At 67.5% G+C, this 24,788-nt stretch carries 18 protein-coding genes; 7 read left to right on the top strand and 11 right to left on the bottom strand.

Annotated features, from left to right (window positions below):
* Positions 1–21 precede the first annotated feature (21 nt).
* Together ACFCQI_RS11315 and ACFCQI_RS11320 are read right to left on the bottom strand one after the other, a co-directional pair.
* Entirely contained in the window at positions 22–1,239 is a 1,218-nt protein-coding gene (locus tag ACFCQI_RS11315; RefSeq protein WP_395116725.1) for a nucleotidyltransferase family protein, read from the bottom strand.
* Entirely contained in the window at positions 1,214–2,728 is a 1,515-nt protein-coding gene (locus ACFCQI_RS11320; RefSeq protein WP_395116727.1) for a B12-binding domain-containing radical SAM protein, read from the bottom strand. The genes ACFCQI_RS11315 and ACFCQI_RS11320 overlap by 26 nt, the downstream gene beginning before the upstream one ends.
* Positions 2,729–2,964: 236 nt before the next feature.
* Between ACFCQI_RS11320 and ACFCQI_RS11325 the strand changes: the two genes are divergently transcribed.
* The 3 genes from ACFCQI_RS11325 to ACFCQI_RS11335 all read left to right on the top strand — a co-directional run bounded on the left by ACFCQI_RS11325 (position 2,965) and on the right by ACFCQI_RS11335 (position 6,659).
* On the top strand, positions 2,965–3,987 hold the full coding sequence (locus ACFCQI_RS11325) for a serine kinase (protein ID WP_395116729.1): 1,023 nt from the start codon (positions 2,965–2,967) through the stop codon (positions 3,985–3,987).
* Positions 3,988–4,093: 106 nt separating this feature from the next.
* Positions 4,094–4,705 (top strand): peroxiredoxin, encoded by a 612-nt coding sequence (locus ACFCQI_RS11330; protein ID WP_395116731.1) that lies wholly within the window; start codon positions 4,094–4,096, stop codon positions 4,703–4,705.
* 187 nt (positions 4,706–4,892) lie between these two features.
* A complete protein-coding gene (locus ACFCQI_RS11335) occupies positions 4,893–6,659 on the top strand; it encodes an ATP-binding cassette domain-containing protein (RefSeq protein ID WP_395116733.1) in 1,767 nt (588 codons plus the stop codon).
* A 180-nt stretch (positions 6,660–6,839) separates the two neighbouring features.
* Here ACFCQI_RS11335 and ACFCQI_RS11340 read toward each other — a convergent pair whose 3' ends face one another.
* The 8 genes from ACFCQI_RS11340 to ACFCQI_RS11375 are packed head-to-tail and all read right to left on the bottom strand — an operon-like array spanning position 6,840 to position 16,405.
* Positions 6,840–8,276 carry an APC family permease gene (locus ACFCQI_RS11340; protein ID WP_395116735.1) on the bottom strand — a complete coding sequence of 479 codons (1,437 nt, stop codon included), beginning with the start codon at positions 8,274–8,276 and terminating at the stop codon, positions 6,840–6,842.
* Between the two features lie 49 nt (positions 8,277–8,325).
* Positions 8,326–9,714, bottom strand: a complete 1,389-nt coding sequence (locus tag ACFCQI_RS11345) for a sugar porter family MFS transporter (protein WP_395116737.1) — start codon at positions 9,712–9,714, stop codon at positions 8,326–8,328.
* A 59-nt stretch (positions 9,715–9,773) separates the two neighbouring features.
* Positions 9,774–10,688 carry an SMP-30/gluconolactonase/LRE family protein gene (locus tag ACFCQI_RS11350; RefSeq protein ID WP_395116739.1) on the bottom strand — a complete coding sequence of 305 codons (915 nt, stop codon included), beginning with the start codon at positions 10,686–10,688 and terminating at the stop codon, positions 9,774–9,776.
* Positions 10,685–11,449, bottom strand: a complete 765-nt coding sequence (locus ACFCQI_RS11355) for an SDR family NAD(P)-dependent oxidoreductase (protein ID WP_395116741.1) — start codon at positions 11,447–11,449, stop codon at positions 10,685–10,687. The genes ACFCQI_RS11350 and ACFCQI_RS11355 overlap by 4 nt, the downstream gene beginning before the upstream one ends.
* Positions 11,450–11,489: 40 nt before the next feature.
* Positions 11,490–12,638 carry a galactonate dehydratase gene (gene dgoD / locus ACFCQI_RS11360; protein WP_395116743.1) on the bottom strand — a complete coding sequence of 383 codons (1,149 nt, stop codon included), beginning with the start codon at positions 12,636–12,638 and terminating at the stop codon, positions 11,490–11,492.
* A complete protein-coding gene (locus tag ACFCQI_RS11365; RefSeq protein ID WP_395116746.1) occupies positions 12,635–13,279 on the bottom strand; it encodes a 2-dehydro-3-deoxy-6-phosphogalactonate aldolase in 645 nt (214 codons plus the stop codon). The genes dgoD and ACFCQI_RS11365 overlap by 4 nt, the downstream gene beginning before the upstream one ends.
* Positions 13,273–14,217 carry a 2-dehydro-3-deoxygalactonokinase gene (locus ACFCQI_RS11370; RefSeq protein WP_395116748.1) on the bottom strand — a complete coding sequence of 315 codons (945 nt, stop codon included), beginning with the start codon at positions 14,215–14,217 and terminating at the stop codon, positions 13,273–13,275. Before ACFCQI_RS11370 ends, ACFCQI_RS11365 begins: the two co-directional genes overlap by 7 nt.
* A gap of 40 nt (positions 14,218–14,257) precedes the next feature.
* Complete coding sequence (locus tag ACFCQI_RS11375) at positions 14,258–16,405, bottom strand: beta-galactosidase (RefSeq protein WP_395116750.1); 2,148 nt, start codon at positions 16,403–16,405, stop codon at positions 14,258–14,260.
* 75 nt (positions 16,406–16,480) lie between these two features.
* Between ACFCQI_RS11375 and ACFCQI_RS11380 the strand changes: the two genes are divergently transcribed.
* Together ACFCQI_RS11380 and ACFCQI_RS11385 are read left to right on the top strand one after the other, a co-directional pair.
* Complete coding sequence (locus ACFCQI_RS11380; protein WP_395116752.1) at positions 16,481–17,503, top strand: phosphotransferase; 1,023 nt, start codon at positions 16,481–16,483, stop codon at positions 17,501–17,503.
* Entirely contained in the window at positions 17,496–18,818 is a 1,323-nt protein-coding gene (locus ACFCQI_RS11385) for an aminotransferase class III-fold pyridoxal phosphate-dependent enzyme (RefSeq protein WP_395116754.1), read from the top strand. Before ACFCQI_RS11380 ends, ACFCQI_RS11385 begins: the two co-directional genes overlap by 8 nt.
* A gap of 21 nt (positions 18,819–18,839) precedes the next feature.
* On the opposite strand, the gene ACFCQI_RS11390 is transcribed toward ACFCQI_RS11385, so the two are convergent.
* Positions 18,840–19,613 carry a FadR/GntR family transcriptional regulator gene (locus tag ACFCQI_RS11390; RefSeq protein WP_395116756.1) on the bottom strand — a complete coding sequence of 258 codons (774 nt, stop codon included), beginning with the start codon at positions 19,611–19,613 and terminating at the stop codon, positions 18,840–18,842.
* 449 nt (positions 19,614–20,062) lie between these two features.
* On the opposite strand from ACFCQI_RS11390, the gene ACFCQI_RS11395 reads away from it, so the two are divergent.
* Both ACFCQI_RS11395 and ACFCQI_RS11400 read left to right on the top strand, forming a co-directional pair.
* Positions 20,063–22,618, top strand: coding sequence for a TonB-dependent receptor (locus tag ACFCQI_RS11395; protein WP_395116758.1), 2,556 nt, complete (start codon positions 20,063–20,065; stop codon positions 22,616–22,618).
* Between the two features lie 217 nt (positions 22,619–22,835).
* Positions 22,836–24,752, top strand: a complete 1,917-nt coding sequence (locus tag ACFCQI_RS11400) for a trehalase family glycosidase (RefSeq protein WP_395121345.1) — start codon at positions 22,836–22,838, stop codon at positions 24,750–24,752.
* Positions 24,753–24,788 lie beyond the last annotated feature (36 nt).

Raw genomic sequence — 24,788 nt, forward strand, 5'->3', positions numbered from 1 at the left:
CGTTCGCGGCATCGGTGGCTGCTACGGTGCGTGGAGCGGTGGTTCCAGCGCCGCGCGCACCGCGAACATGGTGTCCATCCGCGGCACCGGTCGGGTGAGCCAGGCGAGGATGCGCCGCCGCTGCGACAGGCCAGCCCAGGCCGGGCCCTGCTGCAGCCACAGCTGCGTGCGCACCATGTCGGCCCGTTCGCGGCTGGCTTCCGGCGTGGGCCTGATCCGCTGGCGGAGGCAGCGTGCGAGTTCGCCGGGGGAGCGCGACCACTCCATGCCGTGAAGCGCATGCAGCCACAGCTCCGAAGAGGAAACGCGGGTCAGCGTCTGGCGGCGCGAGACCATCCGCAACAGCGGATGGCAGTCGACGGCGAGTCGCGCAAGCGCATCTGGCGGAACCACATCGCCGTAGTAGCGCGCAGCCAGCAGCAGCGGCGGCAGCGCATACCAGGGCGCGTCGGCGTGCTCGTCCCACAGCACGTCCCAGTCGCGCGCGGACAGGCGCGCCGACAGCAGCGCGATGTCGTGCAGATGGAGCAGGCGCAGGCTGCGGTTGCAGAGGTTGCCCGCGGCGTGCAGCAGCAGGTGGTTCATCAGCGCGCCGGGCGACGGGTAGGGGTTCAGCCCGGGTTGCGGCTGCGGCGGACGGATGCGCACGGTGATGTCGACCGCAGTGACCGGCAGCCGCTCCTGGATGCGCGTGTGCAGCTCGATGTTGACCGGCGTGTCGCGGTGCTCGCCCAGGCCGGCAAAGGGCGCGCCGGTCGCCGGCTTGAACACCCGGTGCTTCCACGCGGCGAACGACTCCACGTAGCCGAGTTCCTGCAGCAGCCCGATCGCCGGCGCGACATCGTCCTCGCGAACCAGCAGGTCGATGTCGGCCATCGGCCGCTCGCCGGCCGCGTAGATGCCCAGCGCGTGCAGGGCGCAACCCTTCAGCGCGACGATGGCGATGCCGCTGGCACGGGCGCCGACATCGATGCCCTGCAGCAGCGTCTCGATGCGCCGATGGCGATGCTCGACATGCGCGCGCTGCTCTGCCAGAAACGCCTGCCATGGCGGGTGCCGCCACGCGGAGAGACTGGATAGCAGTGGCGACACGCCGTGCACGGCAGCGGCGGCGGCGGCCAGCTGCCATTCGAGATCGCTCCACGGCGGCGTGGCGCCGCCGGGCCGCGCCAGCTCTGCGGCAAGCGTCTCGGTGGTGCGGCGCAGGCCGGCCCTAACGACGTTGAGCGGTGGCAGCATGAGGCAGCAGCCGGATGTCGATTCGCGGGGCCTGGGACGGCGAGGGCGTGGCGTCGTCGCAACGATGCGCCCGTTCGGACGCGACCAGCGCGTCCCATTTGGCGTCCAGTGCCGCGCTCGCCTGCCGGTGATGCTCCAGCGAGTCGATTGCCTTCAATTGCTGCAGCGTGACCTGCTCGTGCAGCAGGTCGCGTACGCTGCGGTAGAAATCCGAGTCGTAGGCGCCGTGGAACATCATGGCCAGGTCGCCGCTGTCCCGCCAATGCGTCTTGTCGCCAAGCTGGGCCTTGACCTTGTCGTAGAACCTGGTTCCCGGCAGCGGATAGGAGACGCTCACGCCGATGTCGTCGGGCGCGGCCTGCGCCACCAGCTCGCGGGTGGCCAGCAAGTCGTCCAGCTGCTCGCCCAGATAACCGAGCTGGATGAAGAAGCCCACGCGGATGCCACGCTGGCCCAGCCGCACCCGCGCCGCAATCAGGTCGGCGACCCGGGTGCCCTTGGACATGCTGTCCAGCACGCGTTGGCTGCCGCTTTCCGCGCCCAGCCACGCCTCCGCGCAGCCGGCCTGTTCAAGCGCGTCGGTCATGCGCTCGCTCATCAGGTCGGCACGGGTCTGGATGGTGAACGGAACCGATCCGCCGGCGGCGCGAAGGCGAGCCCCGAACTGCGCGACCCAGTCGACATGGAAGCCGAAGATGTCGTCCGCCATCCAGATGTGGTCGGGTTTGAACGCCTGCTTCAGGTGGATCATTTCCGCCGCCACGTCGTCGGCGCTGCGCTGCTTGTAGTGGTTGCCCCAGATCGGCTTGGCGCACCAGTTGCAGCGGAACGGGCAGCCGCGCGACGCGGCCATGTTGAGGCTGAAGTAGCCGTGCCGCTCGTGCCACAGGTTCCGGTAGCGTTCGACGTCCACCAGGTCCCAGGCGGGGCAGCCGATCAGCCGGGGATCCGGCGGCATCGCGCCCATGCGTCGCGCCTGGGTCGCGCCGTCCACCCGCGTCGCGATGCCGGCGACGCCGTCGAGCCAGGGGCGGTCGTCGATGGCTGGGTCGCGCGCCAGCCGCCCGGTCAGTTCGAGCAGCGCCGCAATCCCTTCGCCCATCAACACGGCGTCCGCGCCGGCGTCGAGAAACGGGTCCGGCTGGTCGGAGGCGTCGGAACCGGCGACGATCACGCGGGCCCCGCGCGCACGCGCCTGGGCGATCATCCGGCACGCCGCCTCGCGCATGCGGCCCAGGCACATCTTGGTCAGGTAATTGAAGTTGTCCTCGTAGAGAACCACCACGTCCGGTTGCGCGGCACGCACGGCGCCTTCGTAATCCTCGACGCCATCGGCGAGCATCGCGTCGAACAGCGTGACCTCGTGACCCATCTGCCGGAGGAGTGCGGCAATCTGGATCGTGGCGAGCGGGGGATAGGGCTTGCCGCGTTCCCATTGCTTGGGGTCGTACCTCAGGAAATAGGAGTGACCGACCTGGATCTTCAGCATCGCGAAAGGGCCTCGAACGTCGCCGCGGAATTCAGCATCGACGGCGGAGAAACCGGCCCCGTCGTCGATGCTGCCGGCAGGTGAGTGCCGCGGCGTGCGGCTTCGGTTGCCCTGCGGGGCGAAGCTGGTTGGCGTGCAACCTTTCCGCGGCGACTGCGCACTCAGCAGCAGACCACCGCCATCGGATTCGCCGCACCGTGCAACTCCCCCCGCGCTGGGCAACTCGTTCGATGGCGATGGCATCGACTTTCCATGGCGCTGATGCCGGCGCCGACCCGTTCGGCGAGCGATCGGTCGGTCGCCGTGTCGTGCGCCGGCGGATACTCGGCGGGCGTTTCTGTTTCGGCAGCGCCAGCGAGGCACTGCTGCATCTGGTCGAGGCCGCTTATGGCGGCCTGCCGCGGCACCGCGTGTCGATGGCGATACCCGAGTTCCGCATCGAGTTGCGCCTGTCTCCGCCGCGGGCTTCGCCGCCCGCGGGCGAGCCGCCGCCGGTGCAGATGCAGTCGGGCGCGGGGGTGATCTGCGGCGTGATGGACGCCTCGAACTACGTCGTGCTGGCGCCCGCGCAGCAGCGGGCGCTGGTGGTGGCATCCGTCGACATGCTGGAGCGGCCCTACCATCTTCGCTACGAACTCATCGAGTTCGCCGTTTTCACATTGGCCACGCGCGGGCAGGGACTGGTTCCGCTGCACGGTGCCTGCGTGGGGTGGCAGGGCCGGGGCATTTTGCTGCTGGGAGCCAGCGGCTCGGGCAAGTCGACGCTGGCCCTGCAGGCCTTGCTGCAGGGTCTGGATTTTCTCGCCGAGGACGCGGTGTTCGTGGCGCCGCAAGACATGCTCGCCACCGGCGTGGCCAACTACCTGCACGTGCAGGCCGATGCGCTGCGCTTCGTCGAGGACGCCGGCGCCCGGCGCTGGATCGGCGAGGCGCCGGTCATCTGCCGCCGCAGCGGGGTGCAGAAATTCGAGGCCGACCTGCGGCTCGGGCCCGGCCGGCTCGCCACGGCTCCGCTGCAGCTGGTCGGTGCCGTGCTGGTTTGCGGCGAGCCTGCCGCCGACCGCGCCGCGGTGCTGCGTGCCGTGCCGGTGGCGGAGGTCGCCGCGCGATTGGCCGCCACCCAGCCGTATGCGTCCGGGCAGCCGGGCTGGGCCCGCTTCGAACAGAAGATGGCGGCGCTGGGCGTGCATGAGCTGCGCCGCACCGACCATCCGCGGGATGGCGTGGCGGCGTTGCGCCGATTGCTGGGCGACGGGTGACCGCCTTGCGCCACCGACCGCCGACGCGGCGGCGAGTAAGCTGGGGTTTCCCCGGGCTCACGTTCCACCTCCGGCAGACCACGAACCCCTCACGAGGACTACGACCATGAAGATGCATTTCGCGGGATCGATGGCAGTGGCCGCGCTGTTCGCGCTGGCTTCGGCGACGGCGACCGCCGCCGTGCTCGCCCCCGGCACCATCGCGCCGACCTTCACCGCCCAGGCCAGCCAGGCCGGCAAGCAGTTCACCTTCTCGCTGGCCGACGCGCTGAAGAAGGGGCCGGTGGTGGTGTATTTCTATCCCTCGGCCTATACCAGCGGCTGCGACCTCGAAGCGCACACGTTTGCGGTCAACCGGGACAAGTTCGATGCCGCCGGTGCGACCATCATCGGCGTGTCGGCCGACAGCATCGACCGGCTCGACGTGTTTTCGGCCGACCCGGACTACTGCGCCGGCAAGTTCCCGGTCGCGTCGGATGCCGAGGTCAAGGTCGCGCTTTCCTACGGCCTGGAGGCGATGAAGGCACGCCCGGGCATGAAGGACGTGCGTGGCATGGCCATCGACCACGCCTTCATCCCGCGCACGACCTTCGTCATCGCCGGCGACGGCAAGATCGTCGCCACGCTTTCCTCGGAGGCCGATCATCTGCGCCCCGACGAGCACGTGAAAGAGGCACTGGCCATCGTGCAGAAACTGCACGCCGGCAAGGCGCCGTAAGCGGAACCCCGGCGCGCAGGTAATGACGTGCGCGCCGGCCTGACCGGGTGACGATGCAACCGTGTGCGTGCCGGAGGGCACTCACCGCCATCGCGGTCGCCCGCGGTGACGAGGCGCTGCCGTCGATCGTGACGGAGCGTCTCCGCACCGCGGCGCGCTCGCGGGCCATCCACCCGGATCAGCAGCGATGCCTGACGAACCCTCGGCGCCCGGCCGCACGCTCGACCTGCTGCGTTCGCTCGCCCGCACGCTCACGGCGGATGACGTCGCGGAGATCGTCGCCTATGTCGTGCTGTCGCTGGCGGCGGCACTGGCCGGCAGCCTCGCCGCGGTGCTGCTGGTGCCGCTGGTGCAGCCGGGGCATCCCCTGCAACTGGCGGGCGGCATGTTCGACGCCGGTGGTGGCGTCGAGAGGCGGGCCACCGCGTTTGCGGCGGCCACCGCGGCTTTCGCCGTGCTGCGCTGGCTGGTCGCGTGGCTCGGTGCGCGGCTGACCAGCCGTTACGGCGTGGCCCGGCGGCGTCTGGTGCATGCGCGGCTGGTCGATGCGCCACTCGCCTCGCTGGCCGACTCGACCTCCGCCGAAATCGCGAACGTCCTGACCTACAACGTCGAGTTCCTCACCCAGGGCTTCGCCGCGCTGCTGCAGTTGCTGGTCGCCGGGGTCACCACGGTGGTCAGCCTGGCCTTCGCGTTCTGGGTGTCGCCGCCGCTGATGCTGGCGGCACCCCTGCTGGTCGGTTTCGCGCTGGTCGCGTCGCGCAGCTTCGGCCGCGAACAGTCGCAGGTCGGCCGTCGCTATGTCGCCGACATGACGCGGCTGTTCTGGCTGAGCGAGGATTTTCCGCGACGCCTGCGCCACATCCGTTCGTTCGAGCGCGCGGATGCGGAGAAGAAGAGTTACGGCGCCATTTCCGCGGCGCTGGGCCATGGCTACCGGCGCCAGCTGGAGCTGGTGGCGGCCGGCCGGCTGGTGCTCGAACTGCTGGCGGCGGTCGTGATCGCCGCCGTCTTCGTGCTCGCCTGGCGCTGGAACGGCGTCGACCAGTCGTCGCTGATCGCGGTGTGCCTGCTGCTCGGGCGCCTGTTGCCCTACCTGGTATCGACGCGGCAGTGCTTCCAGCAATTGCGCTCGGCCGTGCCGGCCTTCGCGCTGTGGCAGCGCTACATGAACCTGGACGCGGTGCGTGCGCCGTCGGCGCCGTCGCCGGCCACGCCGTCGGGCCGGAGCGCGCTGCACGTCGAGCGGATGCAGCTGGCGCCGCCGCTTGCCGGCATCGACGTCCGTCACCTGAGTCTGCGGCCGGGTGAACTGACCCTGGTCTGCGGCGACTCCGGCATCGGCAAGAGCAGTCTGGTCGACGTGCTGGCCGGCATGAGCATGCCCGGCGCTTTTGCCGCGCGCGTGGATGGACGCGCCATCGACTTCGGCGAATACCGGGAACTCGTGCGGCATGGCGCCTATGTCAGCCAGAGCGTGCGGCCGTGGCAGCACTCGGTGCGCGAATGCCTGCGCTGGGCCGCGCCCGAGGCCGATGACGCGGCGATGCAAGCCGCGCTGCGGGACGTCGGCCTCGGCCCGCGACTGGCCGCTTCGCCGCAAGGGCTGGACACCGTGCTGCACGGCACGTCGAGCCGGCTCTCCGGCGGCGAGCTGCAGCGACTGCTGCTCGCCCAGGTGATCCTGCGCCAACCTTTCCTGGCCGTGCTCGACGAAGCAACCAGCGCGCTCGACGCCGCCTCCGAAATCCACGTGCTTGCCGCCATCAAACGCCGGCTGCCGCAGACGATACTCGTCGTGGTGTCGCACCGGGCCAGCGTGGCGGAGCTGGCCGACCAGTGCCTGGCCATCGACGCCGATCTCGTCGCGACGGTCGCCACCCGCAGCGACCCGCGCGGCCCCGTGCCGCTGGAACCCGGCAGGCGCGGGCGCCCGCACGACAGCCTGGCCTGAGCCGTCAGCCGGCGCCCTGCCGTCGATCCCGCCTCGCTGCGATCACCCTTGCACTGCCTGACTGCGCAAGTGGGTCGGCGTCGAACGTCTTTGCGGGTTTGCAGCCTGCAGGCGCGTCGGAACGTGGACCCGTGGTCGCGCTCCATGCCAAAGCCCGTTTTGCGGCGGGCTTTGGCCGTTTCAGGGGGCGGGGCGCATCTGTTCTTGCCGCCGCTGGCCGCGCCGGTAGAACATCAGCCCGATGCCGATCAGCAGCACCGAGCCGCCCACCACCTTGAGCAGGAACAGGCCGGGATTGCTGCTGTTGGCGGGTGGGATCATCGAGGTGACGATCGCCAGCGAGGTGACCGCGAAACCGGTGAGCCCGGCCAGCCAGCAACCCAGGGTGCCGCCGGGCGACAGGTTGACGCCTTCGTTGCGACCGGCGGCGCGGCGGCGCAGCAGCGGGAAGGCCAGCAGGATGTAGAGCAACGGCAGCAGCGACATGATCGCGGTCATGTCGACCAGGATGATATAGGCCTCGTGGATGCTGGCGCCGGACAATGCCGCCGCCAGCACCAGCGACACCAGGATGCCCTGGGTGATCAAGGCCACATGGGGCGTGCCATGCCTGGGGTGCAGGCGGCCCAGCGCGGCGGGCAGGTAGCGGTCGACGCCCACCACGAAGGGCAGCCGCGCCGTGCCCGTGACCCAGGCGGAGATGGAGCCGATCGTGCCGACCGTGACGAGTGCCGCGGTCAGCGGGCCGAATATCGGCAGGCCGATCCGCTCGCCGATCGCGGACAGTGCCTGGGGAATGCCGGCGATGATGTCGATCGTCGAGGCGGGCAGCGCGATCAGCAGGGATGCCGTGCCGGCGATATAGATGGCCGCGATGACCACGCAGGAAATCAGCGTGGCGCGCGGAATCTGCCGGCGCGGATCCTTGATTTCCCCGCCGAGTATCAGCCCGAGTTCGAGCCCCTGGAAGGCGAGGGCCATCGTCGCGAAGGTGGAAAAGGTCGCGAGCTTGCCGAAGTCCGGCATCACGTTCGCCGCGGTGATCGTCGTGGCCGGACCGAAGCGGTACGCGGCCAGCGCGCCGGCGGCGAGGATGAGCGCCGCCGCCGACCAGGTCGCGATGCCGCCGATGTTCTGCAGCCACTTGGCGCGTTCCAGGCCGAGGATGCCGAGCCCGGTCGCGGCCCACAGCACCGTCAGGCAGTAGACGAGGTGGTAGCTGCTGTCGCCGGCGTGCGCCAGCCAGCGGTCGCCGCCGACATGCAGGAAGATGCCGGCGCTGAACAGCAGCGCGAACGGAAAATAGACCAGGTTGGAGACCCAGTACGTCCAGCCGGCGATGAAGCCGTGCATGTCGCCGAACGCCGCCTTCGACCACAGGTACAGGCCGCCCTCTCCGGGCACGCGCGAACTCAGTTCGAGCACCGCCAGCGCCAGGGGGATGAAGAAACCGACGAGTCCCAGCAGCCACAGCAGCAGGCTCGACGGCCCCACCTGGGCGGCCATCGACAGCCAGCGCAACGCGACGATCGCCGCGATGTTGAACAGCACCAGATCCCTGGTGCCGAGCACGCGACGCAGGCCCGGTTCGTTCTTCCCTGCCGATGTTGCGGCCATGATGCGTTACCCCCGGAAAACGGCGACGGATGCGGTGACCAGGCGTGCCTTATTGCCCGATTTCGCGCAGCGGCTTGCCGGCCATCAGGTTGCGCTCGATCTGCTCCAGCGTGACGTTCCTGGTCTCCGGGATCAGCCAGAAGGTGATCAGCAGGAACACCCCGTTGAGCGCCGCGTAAAGCCAGAACGTGGCGGCGTTGCCGATGCTGTTGAGCAGGGTCAGGAAGGTGGCGCCCACGATCATGTTGGCGACCCAGTTGGTGAAGGTGGAGCAGCCGATGCCGAAGTCGCGGCCCTTCAGCGGCTGCACTTCCGAGCACAGCGTCCAGATCAGCGGGCCGGCCGACATCGCGAAGCCCACGATGAACAGCAGCAGCATCGCCACCGTGAAGAGCTGCTCGCCGTGCGTGGCGATGCCCAGGTGCATCATCGTGCCGACCAGGCCCATGCCCAGCGCCATCACCGCGAAGCCGGTGTAAAGGATCGGCTTGCGACCCCAGCGGTCGACCAGGCCGATCGCGATGAAGGTGGCCAGCACGTTGGTCAGGCCGACGATCGCGGTGAACCACATCTGCGCCGCGGTGGCGTAGCCCATGTCCCGGAAGATCCGCGGCGCGTAGTACATCACCACGTTCATGCCGGTGAACTGCTGCATCACCTGCAGCAGCACGCCCAGCCCCACCGAGCGGCGGAAGTTGCGGTTCTGCAGGAACAGGTGCCAGCCGCGCTGCGGCGTCTTCAGCTGTTCCTCGATGTCGGCCACTTCGCGCGCGACATGGTCGGTGTCGCCGCGCAGCTTCTGCAGCACGCCGGTGGCCTCCTGCTTGCGCCCGCGCATCATCAGCCAGCGCGGGCTGTCCGGCAGCAGGAACAGGCCGAGCAGGAACAGCACGCCGGGCAGCGCGATGATGCCCAGCATCCAGCGCCAGTTGCCGCTGTAGCTGAACGCGGTATCGGACAGGAACGCCACCAGGATGCCGATGGTGATCATCAGCTGGTACAGCGAGATCATCGCGCCGCGGATGTTCTCCGGCGCCACCTCGGCCAGGTACAGCGGCGCGGTGAAAGTGGCCACGCCGATCGCCAGGCCCAGGATCACGCGGGCCACGATCAGCGCCTCCGGCGACCATGCGCCGCCGCTGAGCAGCGAGCCGAGAACGAACAGCACGCCAGCCAGGATCAGTGACCGCTTGCGCCCCAGCGCCGCCGACATCCAGCCCGCGCCCAGCGCGCCGATCGCCGCGCCCAGCATCATCGCGCTGACGATCCACTCGATCATGTGGTCGGAGATCTGGAACTCTGTCTGGATGAACTGGGTGGCGCCGGAGATGACACCGATGTCCAGGCCGAACATCAGCCCGGCCAGCGCGGCCAGTGCGCAGGTGAAAACGGCGGTTGTCTTCGGTCGCACGATGGCGCTTGCGGCGATGGCGTTCATGAATTCTCCCCAGGTTCGGAATGCGGTCGGCGGTGTGGATAGAGAGGATCGAGCGGGGCCTACGATGGCGACAGGAGCGCCTCCGGCATGCCGGCGAAACGCGCTTCGGCCAGGCCGCGCACGCCGGCGGCGGTGGCGAACACGGCACCGTTCAGCGGCTCGTCGCGCAACGCATCGGCCGAGAGGCCGTCGCGCGCGCTGGTCATGTAGAGCGTGTCCAGCGCCGCGCCACCCAGCGCCGGTCGCGTGGGCTGCCGGGCCGGCAGGCGGACGATGCTGTCCTCGCTGCCGTCGGCGCGGTAGCGCACCACGCGTGCCATGCCCCATTGCGCACTCCACAGGCCGCCGTCGGCGTCCACCGTCGCGCCATCGGGCTCGCCCGCGATGCCGCGCAGGTCGACGAAGCTGCGCGGCGGACCGATCGTGCCGTCGGCGGCGTAGTCGCAGCACTGGATGCGCCGCGTGGGCGAATCGCAGAAATACATGGTGCCGCCGTCGGGGCTGAAGGCGAGGCTGTTGCTGATCGCCACCGTCGGCAGCGGCAGGCGCTGCAGCGAGAGGTCGGCGTTCAAGCGGTAGAAGCTGCCGATGGCGCGTTTCGTTTCGCCGGCCGGCGGCTCGTGCAAGGTGCCGAAGACGAAGCGGCCCTGGCGGTCGCACACGCCATCGTTGAGCCGCGTGGGCAGGTCGGCCTCGACCTCGACGATGGGTTGCAGCGTGCCGCTGTCCAGATGAAAGAATGCCAGCCGCGAGGCCAGCCCCAGCAGCAACCAGCCGTCCGCCTCGCACAAGGCGAACGAGGCCAGCCGCTCGGGCAACGCCCACTGGCGGGTGGCGCCATCGTGCGGCGTGTAGCGCCAGAGCGTGGCGTTCGGGATATCGGTCCAGTACAGCGCCTGCGTGCGCGGACACCACAGCACGCCCTCGCCAAGCTGGTTGGCCGCATCGACGACAACGCGCGCCGCGCCGCTCACACCCAGCCGCCGTCAACAATGAAATCCTTGGCGGTGATCATGCGGCTGTCGTCGGCAGCAAGGAACAGGGCGGCGCGGGCCAGATCCTCGGCCAGCACGTGGCCGGGCAGGCATTGCTCGCGGGCAATCTCGGCCTCGCCCGCGGCATCCAGCCACAACCGCTGCTGCTTCTCGGTGATCACCCAGCCGGGCACCAGGCAGTTGATGCGGATGCGCTGGCGGCCCAGTTCGCGCGCGAGGCCGGCGACCAGGCCGTGGATGGCGGCCTTGGCCATGGTGTACATCGGGTAGCCGCCGTTCTTGATCAGCCAGCTGGTGGAGCCCAGGCAGATCACCGAGCCACCGCCCAGCGCGGCCATGTCCGCCACCACGGCCTGGGTGGCGAAGTACTGGTGGCGCAGGTTCACCGCCACGCTGCGGTCGAACTCGGCCGGCGTGGTGGCCGCGAACTCATGCCGCACGTCGTTGGCGGCGTTGTTGACCAGCACCGCGATGGGGCCGATCGCCGCGCGCGCCTGCGCGATCGCTTTTCCCAGCGCAGCGAGATCGGTGAGGTCGCAGGCGATGAACAGCGGTCGGTGGGCGACGTCGGCGAGACCGTCGAGCAGCGATTGCGCCGACGCGGTATCCACATCGAGGAAGGCGACCCGCGCACCCTGCCGCGCAAAGTGCCCGACGAAGGCCGCGCCGATGCCGCTGGCGCCGCCGGTGATCAGCACGCTGCGGTCGATCAAGCTGGGATAGCTGGCGAACGAAGGCATCAGCAGGCTCCGGGGTCGGGGAAAGGCTCGGCGGGCATGCTCACCATTCGGCGACGCTGCCGTCGTCGTGGCGCCACAGCGGATTGCGCCAGCGGTGGCCGACCTTGGCGCGCTCGCTCACGTAGGCTTCGTTGATCTCGATGCCGAGGCCCGGGCCGCCGGGAATCGCGACGTAGCCGCCCTCGTAGGCGAAGACGTTGCGGTCGACCACGTAGTCGAGCAGGTCGTTGGCGGCGTTGTAGTGGATGCCCAGGCTCTGCTCCTGGATGAAGGCGTTGTGGCAGACCGCATCGAGCTGCAGGTTGGCCGCCAGTGCGATCGGGCCCAGCGGGCAGTGCAGCGCCAGCGCCACGTCGTAGGCTTCGGCCATCGCCGCGATCTTGCGCGTCTCGGTGATGCCGCCGGCATGCGAGGGATCGGGCTGGATGATGTCCACGCCGCCGCGCTCCAGCACGCGCTTGAAGTCGTAGCGCGAATACAGCCGCTCGCCCAACGCGATCGGCGCCGGCGCAATGGCGGCGAGTTCCGGAATCGCATCCAGGTGTTCGGACAGCACCGGCTCCTCGATGAACATCAGCTTGTACGGTGCCAGCTCGCGCATCAGCACCTTGGCCATCGGCTTGTGCACGCGGCCGTGGAAATCGAGGGCCAGGCCGATGTGCGTGCCGACCGCCTCGCGCACGGCCTGCACGTTCTCGAGCACGCGCTCGACCTTGGCGTAGCTGTCGACGAAGTGCATCTCCTCGGTGCCATTCATCTTGACCGCGGTAAAGCCGTGTTCGACCGCGGCCCTGGCGGCCTTGGCCGTATCCGCCGGGCGGTCGCCGCCGATCCACGAGTACACGCGGATGCGCTCGCGCACCGGACCGCCGAGCAGCTCATGCACCGGGACGCCGAGATGCTTGCCCTTGATGTCCCACAGCGCCTGGTCGACGCCGGCGATGGCGCTCATCAGGATCGGGCCGCCGCGATAGAAGCTGCCGCGGTACATCACGTTCCACAGGTCCTCGATGTGGCGCGGATCCTTGCCGACCAGGTAGTCGGACAACTCCTCGACCGCAGCAGCCACGGTATGCGCGCGGCCTTCCACCACCGGTTCGCCCCAGCCGCAGATGCCGGCATCGGTGTCGATGCGCAGGAAACACCAGCGTGGTGGCACCAGGAAGGTGGTGAGTTTGGTGATCTTCATGCACGGTGTTCCTGGGACTTTGGAGAGACCGCTGCCCACGCCTGCGCGAAGGCACGGGCGCGGCTGGCGACTTCATCGGCGTCAAGGCCGGGCGCATACAGCGCGGCACCGATGCCGAACCCTTGTGCGCCGGCGGCAACCCATGCCGCCATGTTGCCGGGCGCGATGCCACCGACCGGCAGCACCGCCGCCGGGGCTGGCAGCACCGCCCGCCAGGCCTTGAGCCCGGCGGGCGTCACCTGGTCGGCGGGAAACAGCTTCAGTCCGTCGGCACCGGCCGCCAGCGCGGCGAAGGCCTCGGTGGGCGTGGCGACGCCGGGCACGCAGACCATGCCGGCCGCCTTGGCGGCGCGGATCACGGCGGTATCGGCGTGCGGCATCACGATCAACCGACCACCGGCGGCAGCGACCTCAGCCACCTGCGCGGGCGTCATCACGGTGCCGGCGCCGACAAGAATGCTGTCGCCCAGGGACTGGCTGAGTCGACGGATGCTTTCCATCGGCTGCGGCGAGTTGAGCGGCACTTCCAGCATGCGAAAGCCGGCCTCGGCGAGTACGCGGCCGATGCTCACGGCTTCGCCAGGGGCGATGCCACGCAGGATCGCGACCAGCGGCAGCGGATTGAGCCAGGAGCTCAGCATGGAGAAGTTTCCTTGGCTGCCGTGGACGAGCCAGCGCCGATCAGGCCGATATCGCAGGCGATCTGCCACAGTCCGTGCGCGGCGGCGTCCGGCAGGGATTCGACGAGGTCGATGTCGAAGTGGACCGCGGCCAGCCGATAGCGCGCGCACAGCGCGGCATCGCCAATCAGCTGCAGCGGCGCGTCATGGCGGAAACGATTCGAGGCAAGACCGGAGCGAAGCTCCTCGCCGATCAGCAGGCCGGAGAGATACTCGGGCACGGCGTCCGGCGCCAGCACACCGTCAAGCATCAGGGCGCGGGCGGAGAACAGCCGGCTGAATCCTCCGGCGCTGCCGCTGTCGCGTGCCGCGATGACCCCGCGCGCAAACGCGTCTGGACTCGCCGCCGCATCGCCCACGCCGGCACAAAGGATCGAATGCTGCCGCAGCAGCGCAAACAGTTCGCCCGTCATCAGGGTACAGAAGTCGGTCACGGCACCATCGCGGACGCGGGCCCACTTGCTGTGCGTGCCTGGCATGATCCAGCTGGAATCGGGGATCAGTGCCGGGCGCAAGGCCAGGGCGCCCAGCAGTTGGGTTTCCTCGCCGCGAATCACGTCGGGGCTTTGCGGGTTGCGCAGGCCGGGAACGATATGGACGTCCGAACCATCATGGGCGCGCAGGCTGCGGACGGCGCTGCCGAGCTGCGCCGTGTCGGCGGGAAGGTCCATGTACGGCACTTCCATCCAGCCCTGGCGGCTGCCGACCATGCCGCAGGCCAGTCGGGGCAACTGCGGCCAGCCTGCGGTGATGTCGGCCAGCGCGGCATCGAAGCCGCCATCGGGCAGATGGCGAATGCCCCAGGGGCGCGTCCGCGTCTCGCGGATTTCGCCAGCCGTGTCGAGCCAGTAGGCGCGCAGGCTGGAGGTGCCCCAGTCGAGTCCGATCAAGCCACTCATGGATTCAGGCTTCCCCCATGGCAGACGGATGTCGCGCGCGTCATGGCGAGGTGTCCTTCCAGATCAGCGTCTGCGCCGGGGCCAGCGGCGTCTGGCCATGCACGATTTTCGCCGCTGGCGGAAGCACGGGCGCAAACGGCTGCGGGTTGTAGTTCACCATGAAATCGAATCCGCCGCGCCAGTCGACGAACACACCCTTCGGCAGATCCTCGATCGCCACGCCGGCGCGCTGGTAGACGCTGCGCACGATCTCGCGTTCCAGTTCGCCGTCATCGGTCGACACGCCGATCATGGTGACGCTGCCCTTGCCCAGCTTGCGGGTGGTCGCCGCCGCCTTGCCGGCGTAGTAGTGATCGGCATAGGTGGCGAGCACCTGGGTGCCGGGACGCGGGGTGAGGATGTCCGCCCAGCGGTGCCACTCGTGGGTCTTGCCGCCAGCGGTCACCTGGGCGCTGGCGCTGGGCGGCAGCATGTCGAAACCATCGACATCGTCGCCGATCAGATCGAGAACCGGTGCATACCATGGCCCCTCGGGGAACTGGCCGAGTTCGTTCTTCTGGCCGGTGCGGCTGGTCAGGATCAGATGGCCGCCTTGCTCCACATAGCGCCGCCACTTCCTGGCCAGCGCCTTGCTGACCATCTGATACGCCGGCGCGATGAGGAACGGATAGCGGTTGAAGTCATCGTCCTCGGCGATGAAATCCATCGGCGCGCCGGTGCTCTTTACGGCCAGTGTGTAGCCGTTGCGGTAGGCCCAGCTGTGCCACAAGGTGGTTTGCGGCTGGATCTCCAGGTCCCAGAACACGTCGTGGCTCCACAGATAGCCGGTGTATCGCGCGGCCATCCGTGCCGGCAGCTTGGCCTTGGCATCGAGCTGCGTTTCGAGCGACTTGATGTCGTGCATCGTGTCGACGAATTCGCGCCCGGTGCGCGAGAGTGTCACGCCATCCGTGCCGACGATGCCTTCGTGGTACATCTCGCTGCCGCGCAGCGGGTGGCGATAGCGGTAGGTGCTGAGCAGGGACGCGCCGGAAGAGAAGGCATGCCAGATCCACATGCTGACGGCGCCGGGCATCGGTTGCGGATTGATCTCGCCCCAGTTCACCTGGCCCGGCTGCAATTCCATCACGCCGAAGGTGCCGTTGATCGAGCGGAAATACGCCGCGGCTTCCATCAGGTTGGCGGGCTTGCCGATCTCGTAGCTGTTGCCGCCCAGCACGTTCGAGCCCTGTACCGGATACAGGGTGAAGGTCGGGAAGTCCAGATGATGTGCGCGCCGCGGATCGGTGGCGATGGTGACATTGGTGTAGTTGGTCGTCACCCATTGGCCGGGGCGGGCGTACTTCTTGATGATCAGTGCCTGGTCGTCGAGGAAGTTCGCGGTGACATCGGCCTGGTAGCGGGCGAAATCCAGCTGCGCATGCGGGCTCAGCTTGTCTTCGGCGGCGAGCGTGGCATTCGGGAGATGCACCTGCTTGAAACTGCCATAGCGGGTGCTCCAGAACGAGCCGGCCCATGCGGTATTCATCGCCTCGATGCTGCCGTATTTCTTCTGCAGCCAGGTTTGGAACGCGGCACGCGCGCTGTCGCTGTAGTCGAGGAAGGTGCCGGGCTCGTTGTCGACCTGCCAGCCCCAGACGCGCGGATCGTGGCCGTAATGCTCGGCCATGGCGGTCACCAGCCGGGTCACGAACGCCCGGTACTTCGGATTGGCCAGGGACACTTCCGCGCGGATGCCGTGTTCATGGCGCTGGCCATGCTCGTCCACGCGGTAGACCTCGGGATAGCGCTCGTCCATCCAGCTCGGCGGCGCCGCCGAGGGCGTGCCCAGGATGACTCGCAACCCGGCCTTGCTGGCCAGGTCGATGGCGTGGTCGAGCCATGCGAAATCGAAGTGGCCTTCCTGCGGTTCCAGGTAGGTCCAATCGAATTCGGCCATGTGGGTGAAGTCGAAGCCGAGTCTGGCCATGCCGTCGAAGTCGCGTCGCCATTGGCTGCGCGGCCATTGCGTGGGGTAATAGAACACGCCGAAGCTCATCGCCTCGCGTTGGTGCAGCAAGGCCGCGCCTTGCAGGCGCGCGGGATGCGGACCCCCGGCATCGGTCGGTCCGCTGGTCGCCGGGTTCGCATTGGCGGCGGTGATCGTCATGGCGGCGGCCAGTACCGCCGCCAGGAAGAGCCGAGACATGAGATGGGCCTTTGGTGAGATTCAAATGTCAACTTATATTACAATTCGGAATCCCGCAATCTTCGTGTGCGCCCCATGGATTTCCTGACCCCTGATGCGGCACTGGCGCTGGCCGAGCGGCACTGGCGCATCCGTGGCGATATCTGCGCCCTGCCATCCTATGCCGACCAGAACTTCCGCATCCGCACCGATCATGGCGAGTATGTGCTGAAGATCGCGCATCCGTCGTGGTCGCGGATGGACGTGGACCTGGAGAATCGGGCCATGATGACGCTGGCTGAGCGCGAGCCGGCGTTGCAGTGGCCGCGGGTACAGCTCGCCGTCGACGGCGGGCACCTGTTGACCTTGCCGATGGCGGGGCAGCCGTGCCAGGTGCGCATGCTGAGCTTCGTACCCGGCACGACCTATGCGGATGCCATCGGGGCACTGCCGCCGATCCGGCGCGCGGCCTTGCACGAGAGTCTCGGCAGTGCGGTAGGCCGGCTGACGCGTGGGCTGCAGGACTTTCATCATCCTGCCGCCGATCGCCAGCACGACTGGAACCTGCTGCGCTTGCCGACGCTGCGTGGCGAAATCGCCCATGTCGAGGATGCCGGGCTGCGCGCCATCGTGCAGGCGCACGTCGAGGCGTTCTGCGCCCGCCTGCCGCAATGGCGCACGCAGTTGCCGATCACCGTGCTGCACAACGATGCCAACGACCTGAACGTGATCGTGGCCGATGACGGCGGTGGTGGAAAGCGGGTCAGCGCGGTGATCGATTTCGGTGACATGTGCACCAGCTTCCGCCTGGCCGACCTGGCGATCGCCTGCACCTACGCCATGCAGCACGAGGCCGACCCGGTGGCGTGCGCGCGCACCATCGTTCAAGGCTATCTGGCGCAGTGTCCATTGCTGCGCGTGGAACTCGAGCAACTGCGCCGATTCATCCTCGCGCGTCTTTGCCACAGCGTGCTGATGGCGACGCGCGCGCATCGGGAAGACCCCGCCAACCCATTTGTCCTCGTGTCGCAACAAGGTGTCCAGGCATTGTTGCGCGAACTTGCCGACGCCGATGACGACGCCCTCGCCGGCCCCTTTCCGGAATCCAGCCATGATTGATCCCACCGCTCCCGGCCACGTGCCCCAACGCAGCAATGCCGACATCCTGCGCTTGCGCCGGCAGGTGCTCAACCCGACCTTGAGCGTGTCGTACAACGAGCCGCTCAAGATCGTTCGCGGCGAAGGCATCCACTTGTACGATCAGTACGGCCAGCCCTACCTGGACATGGTCAACAACGTCTGCCACGTCGGCCATTGCCATCCGCGCGTGGTCGCGGCGGGGCAAGCGCAGATGGCGCAACTCAACACCAACACCCGTTATCTGCACGACAACATCGTCGAGTACGCGCTGCGCCTGACGGCGACCTTGCCGGCGGCGCTGTCGGTGGTGTTCCTCACCAACTCGGGCACCGAGGCGAACGACCTCGCGCTGCGCCTGGCGCGGGCGCATACACGCGCGCAGGGCGTGATCGTGGTGGATCACGCCTACCACGGCCATTCGCCCTCGATGGTCGAACTGAGCCCGTACAAGTTCAACGGCAAGGGCGGGCAGGGGCAGGCATCGCATGTGGGCGTGGTGGCGATGCCCGACGTTTATCGCGGGCCTTTCCGCGAGCCTTCCGAAGCCGGTCGGCAGTACGGCGCCCTGTTGCAGCCCGCCATCGAAAGCCTGCGCCGGCATGACATCGCAACGGCGGCGTTCTACTGCGAATCGCTGCTGGGTTGCGGCGGCCAGATCGTGCTGCCGGAAGGCTATCTGGCCGAGGCCTACGCGGCCGTGCGCGCGGCCGGTGGCGTGTGCCTGGCCGACGAGGTGCAGGTCGGCTTCGGCCGGGTGGGCGAACATTTCTGGGCGTTCGAACGCCAGGGCGTGGTGCCGGATATCGTCACCATGGGCAAGCCGATGGGCAACGGCCATCCCATGGGCGCCGTGGTCACCACGCCGGAGATCGCCGCCAGCTTCGTCAACGGCATGGAGTACTTCAATACCTTTGGCGGCAACCCGGTGTCCTGCGCGATCGCGCTGGCCGTACTCGACGTGATCGCCGACGAAAAGCTGCAGGAGAACGCGCGCCGCGTCGGCGGTTTCCTGCTGGACGGACTGCGCGAATTGCAGCAGCGGCACGATGCCATCGGCGACGTGCGCGGCTGCGGACTGTTCATCGGCGTCGAGCTGGTGCGCGACCGCGCGGCGCGAACCCCCGACCGGCCGAAGGCCAAGGCGGTGGTGGAGGCGATGAAGGCACGCCACGTGCTGCTCTCCACCGAAGGCCCGGACGACAACGTGCTGAAGATCAAGCCGCCGATCGTGTTCAGCCAGGCCAACGCCGAGGAGTTCCTGGACAAGCTCGACCAGGTGCTGCGCGAGTCGTAGCCGGTTCGGTCCGGGCGTGACTCAGGAGGTTTTCCGGGTGCTCTTCCTGCGCTTCCTGTGCAGGTTGGCCAGCGAGTCGGCAATCATGTTCTGCATCGCCTTGCGGGCCACTTCCGGCTGCTTGCGACGGATGGCTTCGAGCACCTTCAAGTGGTGCGGCAGCGAATAGCTGAAGTCGCCGGCGGTCTGTGCCGACAGCACGAAAAACATCCCGAGCGCGCTCTCGATTACCGAGAAGAGCGAGATCATCAGTTCGTTGCCGGTGGCCTGGAGCAGGGCGTCGTGAAAGCCGAGGTCCGCCACGGCCCATGCTTCGGAATCCCGCGCCACCTCCATCTGCCGATAGGCCTGCTCCACCTTGGCCAACTGCGCCGCAGTGCGCCGGCGTGCCGCGGCCGCCGCCGCCGCCGGCTCGATGATCTCGCGCATTTCCACCAGTTTCGCGATGAAGTCGTCGGTCGGCATCGAGGCGCAGCGCCACGACAGGACGTCCGCATCGAGCTGGTTCCAGAAGTGCGTCGCGCGTACACGGGTACCCACCCGCGGGCGGGATTCGATCAAGCCCTTGGCGGAAAGCACCTTCAGCGCCTCGCGCAGCGCCGTGCGGCTCACCGCCATGCTTTCGGCCAGATCCTCCTCGCGCGGCAACAGATCCCCGGGGCGCAAATCGCCGACGACGATCCGCTTGCCCAGTTCACGGATCACGTGGCCGTGCAGACTGCGTGAATCCGTGGCCTTCATCATCAACCTCTCAACGTGGCAAGGGCTTCCGCATGCCACGCCGGCTCCGCGCAAGGTCGGGTGCATCGGGCGGAACAGCGTGCTGCAGTGTGGGTCAGCGCTCGAAATTTATCATACAAACGCGCGGGCGAAGTTCGCCGGGCAGCCGGGAATGCCCTGCGCGGCACTGCAGGATGAGTGGCCACGGCCCGGCGCGGATGTTCCGCCGCACCGGTCGCGCAGGCGCAACTTCGCCGCCGCAGAGAGTCTCGTCCACCAGGGAGGCAACGCCATCGGCACCCGTGGCGTACGCCTCCGTATTATGTGCATTTTATATTATGGTAGTACAAATCAAATTTTCTGGGTTAGGATGCGCACTCGCCGGGCGGAATCCATGACATGGACCGCGGTTGAAGCGGCGAGTCGGCGCAAGGGGCTCACGGGAGTGGCTGGCCTGCAGGCGCAGCGGCCATCGGCCCAGGCAAACAACCATCATTCACGTGTCTCGGGGAGGAAAGTTCATCATGAGAAGTCGCAAGCAGGCCAACCGGCGGGCACTGAGCACCGCCATCGCCATCGCTGTCGTGCTGATGGCCGGCGCAGCCCGGGCGCAGGACCCGTCGACCCAGACCACGCCGTCCCCGATGGCACCGTCGGCAGATCGCGGCAAGCAGAAGCCCGCCGAATCGACGTCGGTGACGACGCTCAACCAGGTCGTGGTCACCGGCAACTCCGCCTTCGGCGGCATCAAGAAGATCGACGCCAGCTACTCGATCACCACGGCGACCAGGGAGCAGATCAAGGAGCTCAACCCGATCAGCGTGGCCGACCTGCTGAAGATATCGCCGGGCGTGTTCCCGGAATCCTCCGGCGGCCAGACCGGCGCGAACATCGAAGTGGCGGGTTTTCCGTCGGACAGCGGCGCCCCATTCGTCACCTTCCAGATGAACGGCTCGCCGCTGTTTCCGAAGTGGGACTACTTCACCGACGCCATGTTCCGGCTCGATGACACCATCGACCGCCTCGAGGCCGTGCAGGGTGGTCCCTCGGTTCTGTATGGCAACGGCCAGCCCGGGCTCATCGCGAACTTCATCCTCAAGGAAGGCACGGCCACCCCCTCGGGAAGCATCGGCCTGACCTATGGCTCGGAGGGCATGGTTCGGCTCGACGGTTTCTACGGCTTTCCCGTCGGCGGCAAGGACAGCGGTTGGTACGGAAGCGTTGGCGGGTTCTGGCGGAAATCCGATGGCGTGCGCAGTCCGCAGTTCCCTGCCGACAAGGGCGGGCAGCTCACGGCCACGTTGAGCCATGATCTCGAGCACGGCTCGATCATGTTCTATGCGCGCGTGTTGAAGGACAAGAACCAGTTCGTCACCGACACGCCGATCTTCAACCCCGCGCCGGGCAAGTTCTCGGCCTACCCGGGCTTCAGCCCGTTGACCGGCACCTTCGGCAGCGACGCGAATCGCCGCCAGTTCCTCGAGACCACGCCGTGCTTCACCGCAGGCTGCAAGCCGGGCGGCGTCAATATCGACATGGCCAACGGCGAGGGTGGCGACATCCACATACTGGGGGCCAATCTGGACATGTATTTCGACAACGGCTGGTCGCTGTCGGACAAGGCGTTCTTCGTCGCCGGCCGCATGGACATCAACGCGTTCTTCAGCACAGGCGACAACCCGACCACGCTGGGCAACTACATTGCCGGCGCCGCGGCGGATTTCGGGCTTCCCGCCAATCTCGCCGCCACCGCCACCTACACCAATGGCAAGCCGGCGGACATGAACGAGAACGTGACGGTCCAGAACCCCGAGTTCATTCCCAAGAAGATCCGTTCGGCCAGCAACGAATTTCGCCTGAGCAAGGAGCTGTTCGAGGGCAACACCCTGACCGTGGGCAACTACACGGCGGTGTATTCCATGGACCATGCGGAGTACGACGGCCTCAACCAGCTGCTGCAGGCGAAGAGCAACCCGAACCCGATCGTGGTCAACCTGAGCGATGGCACGAACAACTACGCCTTGACCGACGCGCAAGGCCTGTTCTGGAATGCCAACCCGCAGTCGTGGATGGCGTTCAACGAGAGCTGGCACGCAACGACCACGGCGTTCTTCGTGGCCGACGAATGGAACATCGGCAGGTGGCGGCTCGACGGCGGCATGCGCATCCAGCACGACAGCATCGGCGGCCGATTCCAGCACACGACCTCAGGCGACCTCGACGCCAATCCGTACACCGTGTACAACAACAACGCCGAGTATCTGGCGGACAGTTACGATCATCCGTCCGGTTCGCGCAGCGCGCCGTCGTGGACCCTGGGAGCCAACTACGCGCTGAGCGACCACATGAGCGCCTATGCGCGTGTCAATGAGGGCGTGTTCCTGCCCAGTTTCGACGACATCGTGAACCAGGGGAATCCGCCGGTGGAGAAGATCCACAACATGGAACTCGGCTTCAAGTACCAGGCGCCGTGGATCTATGCCGACATCAGTGTCTATCGCCGGCTGTTCCATGGCATACCGTATTCGATCGACCTCCCCACCGGACAGGTCAACCTCGTCTATGGCTCGGTGACCAAGGGCGTCAATACGCAGGTGACGATCACGCCGTTCGAGCATTTCTCGGTGACGCTGGGCGGCAACTACATGGATGGCCACTACTCCGGCTACGACAGCTGCGTGCCCTACGTCGCGCAGGACGGCAGCGAACGGTGCGACACCATCAGCGGCATGCGCCTGAGCCGCCAGCCGAAGTTCCAGTACCGACTGACCCCGGCCTATGTGGTGCCGACCGGCTGGGGCAGCATGAAGTTCTGGCTCACTTATGAAAGCGTGGGCAATCGCTATGGTGACCGGCTGCAGCAACAGCCGCTGGGCAGCTATCACGACCTCGCTGTCGGCGCCATCGCCAACATCGGCGAGAACTGGATGCTGACCTTGCGGGGCACCAACATCACCAACGAGATCGGCATCACCGAAGGCAACGCGCGCCTGTTCGGCTTTGCCAGCGGCGGCGGGGTGATCCTCGCGCGCTCGATCGAGGGGCGCGAGGTCAACTTCCAGGTCAAGTACAAGTTCTGACAATCCCGGGATCGGCAACCATCGGGAGCTGCAAACCCGCGTCGCGTCGGTCGCATCCGCGGCCGACGCGACGTTTTCACGGGTGGTCTTCGCCAGGGAGCGATTCATCATGCGTCCATTCGCCACTATCCTGATCGTCGCTGCGGCCATCATCGCGTCAAGCCTCGCCGGCGCGCGCGCCAGCGCGGAGCCGGCGGGCCATCGGGCCGATGCCGCCATGGACTATCTCGACGTGCTTGACCTGCATGGTTCGCCGCAGGCACCGACGGACCGGAGCTTCAACATCTTCTTCGACGCCGGCGCCTGGCATGGTTACAGCCTGCCTCCTGCCGGCGAGGCGGAAACGGGCTTTTCCGGCCCGTTCGTGCACAGCCTGGCCAATGGCCAATGGGTCGGTGCGCGCTTTGCCCAATTGACCTTGCAAGGCGCCGCGAGCGGGAAGGGCATCGCCCTGTCCGAGATAGCAAGCCACGCAGCGCCGGGCTATCTGGTTCGCCGCTTTTCCGGTCCGGGCCTGACGGTGAGCCAGACCCTGTTCTATGCCGATTCCTGGCATGCGCTGGTGCGCATCGAACTGACGGCGAAGACGTCGCAGGACGTGGATCTTTCCGTCGGCGGGCGCGCGATGTCGCCGCAGGAGGCGAACCTCGCCAAGGTTGGCGACGCGGTGACGCAAACCTTCAGCCATTCGAACTCGATGCTGCGCACACGACTTCATGCTGATGGCGTTTCCGCCTATCGGATCACGTTGTCGGGGTCCGATTATCGAATCGCCCTGAACCGCCCCCTGCATCTGGAGTCGAATCAGACGGTGACGGTTTTTGTCGAGCAGACCCTGCTTTACGACGCCCATGCCGAGACCCCGCCGCCCGTCGATTACGCCACTGCCTGGGCCGGGAATCGCGCGCGCTGGGCCGGTTACCTGAAGTCCGTCGCATCGAGTAACCTCGCCGGCTTGCCCGACGCCACGGCACGGCGGGTGTCGGTCAAGGCCATCCTGACCTTGCTGGGAAACTGGCGGGCGGCGCGCGGCGACCTGCATCACGACGGGGTGATCCCCTCGTACTCCAACCCCGATTTCAACGGGTTCTGGGCCTGGGATTCATGGAAGCATGCGGCGGCGCTGGCCTGGTTCGCGCCGGAGCTTGCGCGCGACCAGATGCGCGCGATGTTCGACTACCAGCGCGCCGACGGCATGGTTCCCGACTGCATCTTTCTGCGCAAGGCGGACAACAACTGGCGGGACAGCAAGCCACCGATGGCGGTGTGGGCGGCGTTGGAAATCCATCGTGCCACCGGCGACAAGGCCTTCCTGGCCGAGATGTACGACAAGCTGGTGCGTTATCACCGCTGGTGGTTCACGGCGCGCGATCACGATCACAACGGCGTGGCCGAATACGGTTCGACCGATGGAACCGAGATCGCCGCCAAGTGGGAAAGCGGCATGGACAACGGCGTCCGCTTCGACGCCATCAGCATGCTGAAGAACGGCGATGGCGCCTGGTCCATGGATCAGGAGTCGGCCGATCTCAATGCCTATCTCTACAGGGAAAAACTCGATCTGGCGCAGGTCGCGGCCATCCTCGGCAGGACGCGGGATCAAGCGCAATGGCTGAAGGAGGCGGCAACGATGAAGGCCGCCATCCAGGCACGCATGTTCGACAAGGCCGGCGGCTACTTCTTCGACGTCAAGCTGGGCAGTGGCGATCCCGTGCGCGTCTATGGTTCGGAGGGCTGGACGCCGTTGTGGGCCGGCGTGGCAACGTCCGATCAGGCCAGGTCGGTGGTGCGGACCATGCTCGATCCGCGCAAGTTCGCCACCGTCATGCCGTTCCCCACGCTCGCCGCGGACGATCCGCGCTTCTCCCCGATCAAGGGCTATTGGCGCGGCCCGGTCTGGCTCGACCAGGCCTTGTTCGGCATCGAGGCGCTCCGCCGTTTCGGCTATCGCCGGCAGGCCGACGTCATGGCCCGTCGCCTCGTGCTCAACGCCAAGGGGCTGGCGCAGCAGGCCCCCATGTACGAAAACTACGACCCGCTGACTGGCCAAGGCTATCAGTCGCCCAATTTCAGCTGGTCTGCCGCGAGCTATCTGCTGTTGCTGCAGAAAAGTCGCGACCGACCGGGTCGATGATCGAACTGGCCCCGATCTCCTGCGAAGGGTTGTCGG

It is taken from the genome of Rhodanobacter sp. FW102-FHT14D06 (genome assembly GCF_043950705.1).
Taxonomy (GTDB): Bacteria; Pseudomonadota; Gammaproteobacteria; order Xanthomonadales; family Rhodanobacteraceae; genus Rhodanobacter.

Coding starts and splice junctions, on each gene's coding strand:
- ACFCQI_RS11315 (WP_395116725.1), bottom strand. CDS start 1,239: ATGCTGCCACCGCTCAACGTCGTTAGGGCCGGCCTGCGCCGCACCACC.
- ACFCQI_RS11320 (WP_395116727.1), bottom strand. CDS start 2,728: ATGCTGAAGATCCAGGTCGGTCACTCCTATTTCCTGAGGTACGACCCC.
- ACFCQI_RS11325 (WP_395116729.1), top strand. CDS start 2,965: ATGGCATCGACTTTCCATGGCGCTGATGCCGGCGCCGACCCGTTCGGC.
- ACFCQI_RS11330 (WP_395116731.1), top strand. CDS start 4,094: ATGAAGATGCATTTCGCGGGATCGATGGCAGTGGCCGCGCTGTTCGCG.
- ACFCQI_RS11335 (WP_395116733.1), top strand. CDS start 4,893: ATGCCTGACGAACCCTCGGCGCCCGGCCGCACGCTCGACCTGCTGCGT.
- ACFCQI_RS11340 (WP_395116735.1), bottom strand. CDS start 8,276: ATGGCCGCAACATCGGCAGGGAAGAACGAACCGGGCCTGCGTCGCGTG.
- ACFCQI_RS11345 (WP_395116737.1), bottom strand. CDS start 9,714: ATGAACGCCATCGCCGCAAGCGCCATCGTGCGACCGAAGACAACCGCC.
- ACFCQI_RS11355 (WP_395116741.1), bottom strand. CDS start 11,449: ATGCCTTCGTTCGCCAGCTATCCCAGCTTGATCGACCGCAGCGTGCTG.
- dgoD (WP_395116743.1), bottom strand. CDS start 12,638: ATGAAGATCACCAAACTCACCACCTTCCTGGTGCCACCACGCTGGTGT.
- ACFCQI_RS11365 (WP_395116746.1), bottom strand. CDS start 13,279: ATGCTGAGCTCCTGGCTCAATCCGCTGCCGCTGGTCGCGATCCTGCGT.
- ACFCQI_RS11370 (WP_395116748.1), bottom strand. CDS start 14,217: ATGAGTGGCTTGATCGGACTCGACTGGGGCACCTCCAGCCTGCGCGCC.
- ACFCQI_RS11375 (WP_395116750.1), bottom strand. CDS start 16,405: ATGTCTCGGCTCTTCCTGGCGGCGGTACTGGCCGCCGCCATGACGATC.
- ACFCQI_RS11380 (WP_395116752.1), top strand. CDS start 16,481: ATGGATTTCCTGACCCCTGATGCGGCACTGGCGCTGGCCGAGCGGCAC.
- ACFCQI_RS11385 (WP_395116754.1), top strand. CDS start 17,496: ATGATTGATCCCACCGCTCCCGGCCACGTGCCCCAACGCAGCAATGCC.
- ACFCQI_RS11395 (WP_395116758.1), top strand. CDS start 20,063: ATGAGAAGTCGCAAGCAGGCCAACCGGCGGGCACTGAGCACCGCCATC.
- ACFCQI_RS11400 (WP_395121345.1), top strand. CDS start 22,836: ATGGACTATCTCGACGTGCTTGACCTGCATGGTTCGCCGCAGGCACCG.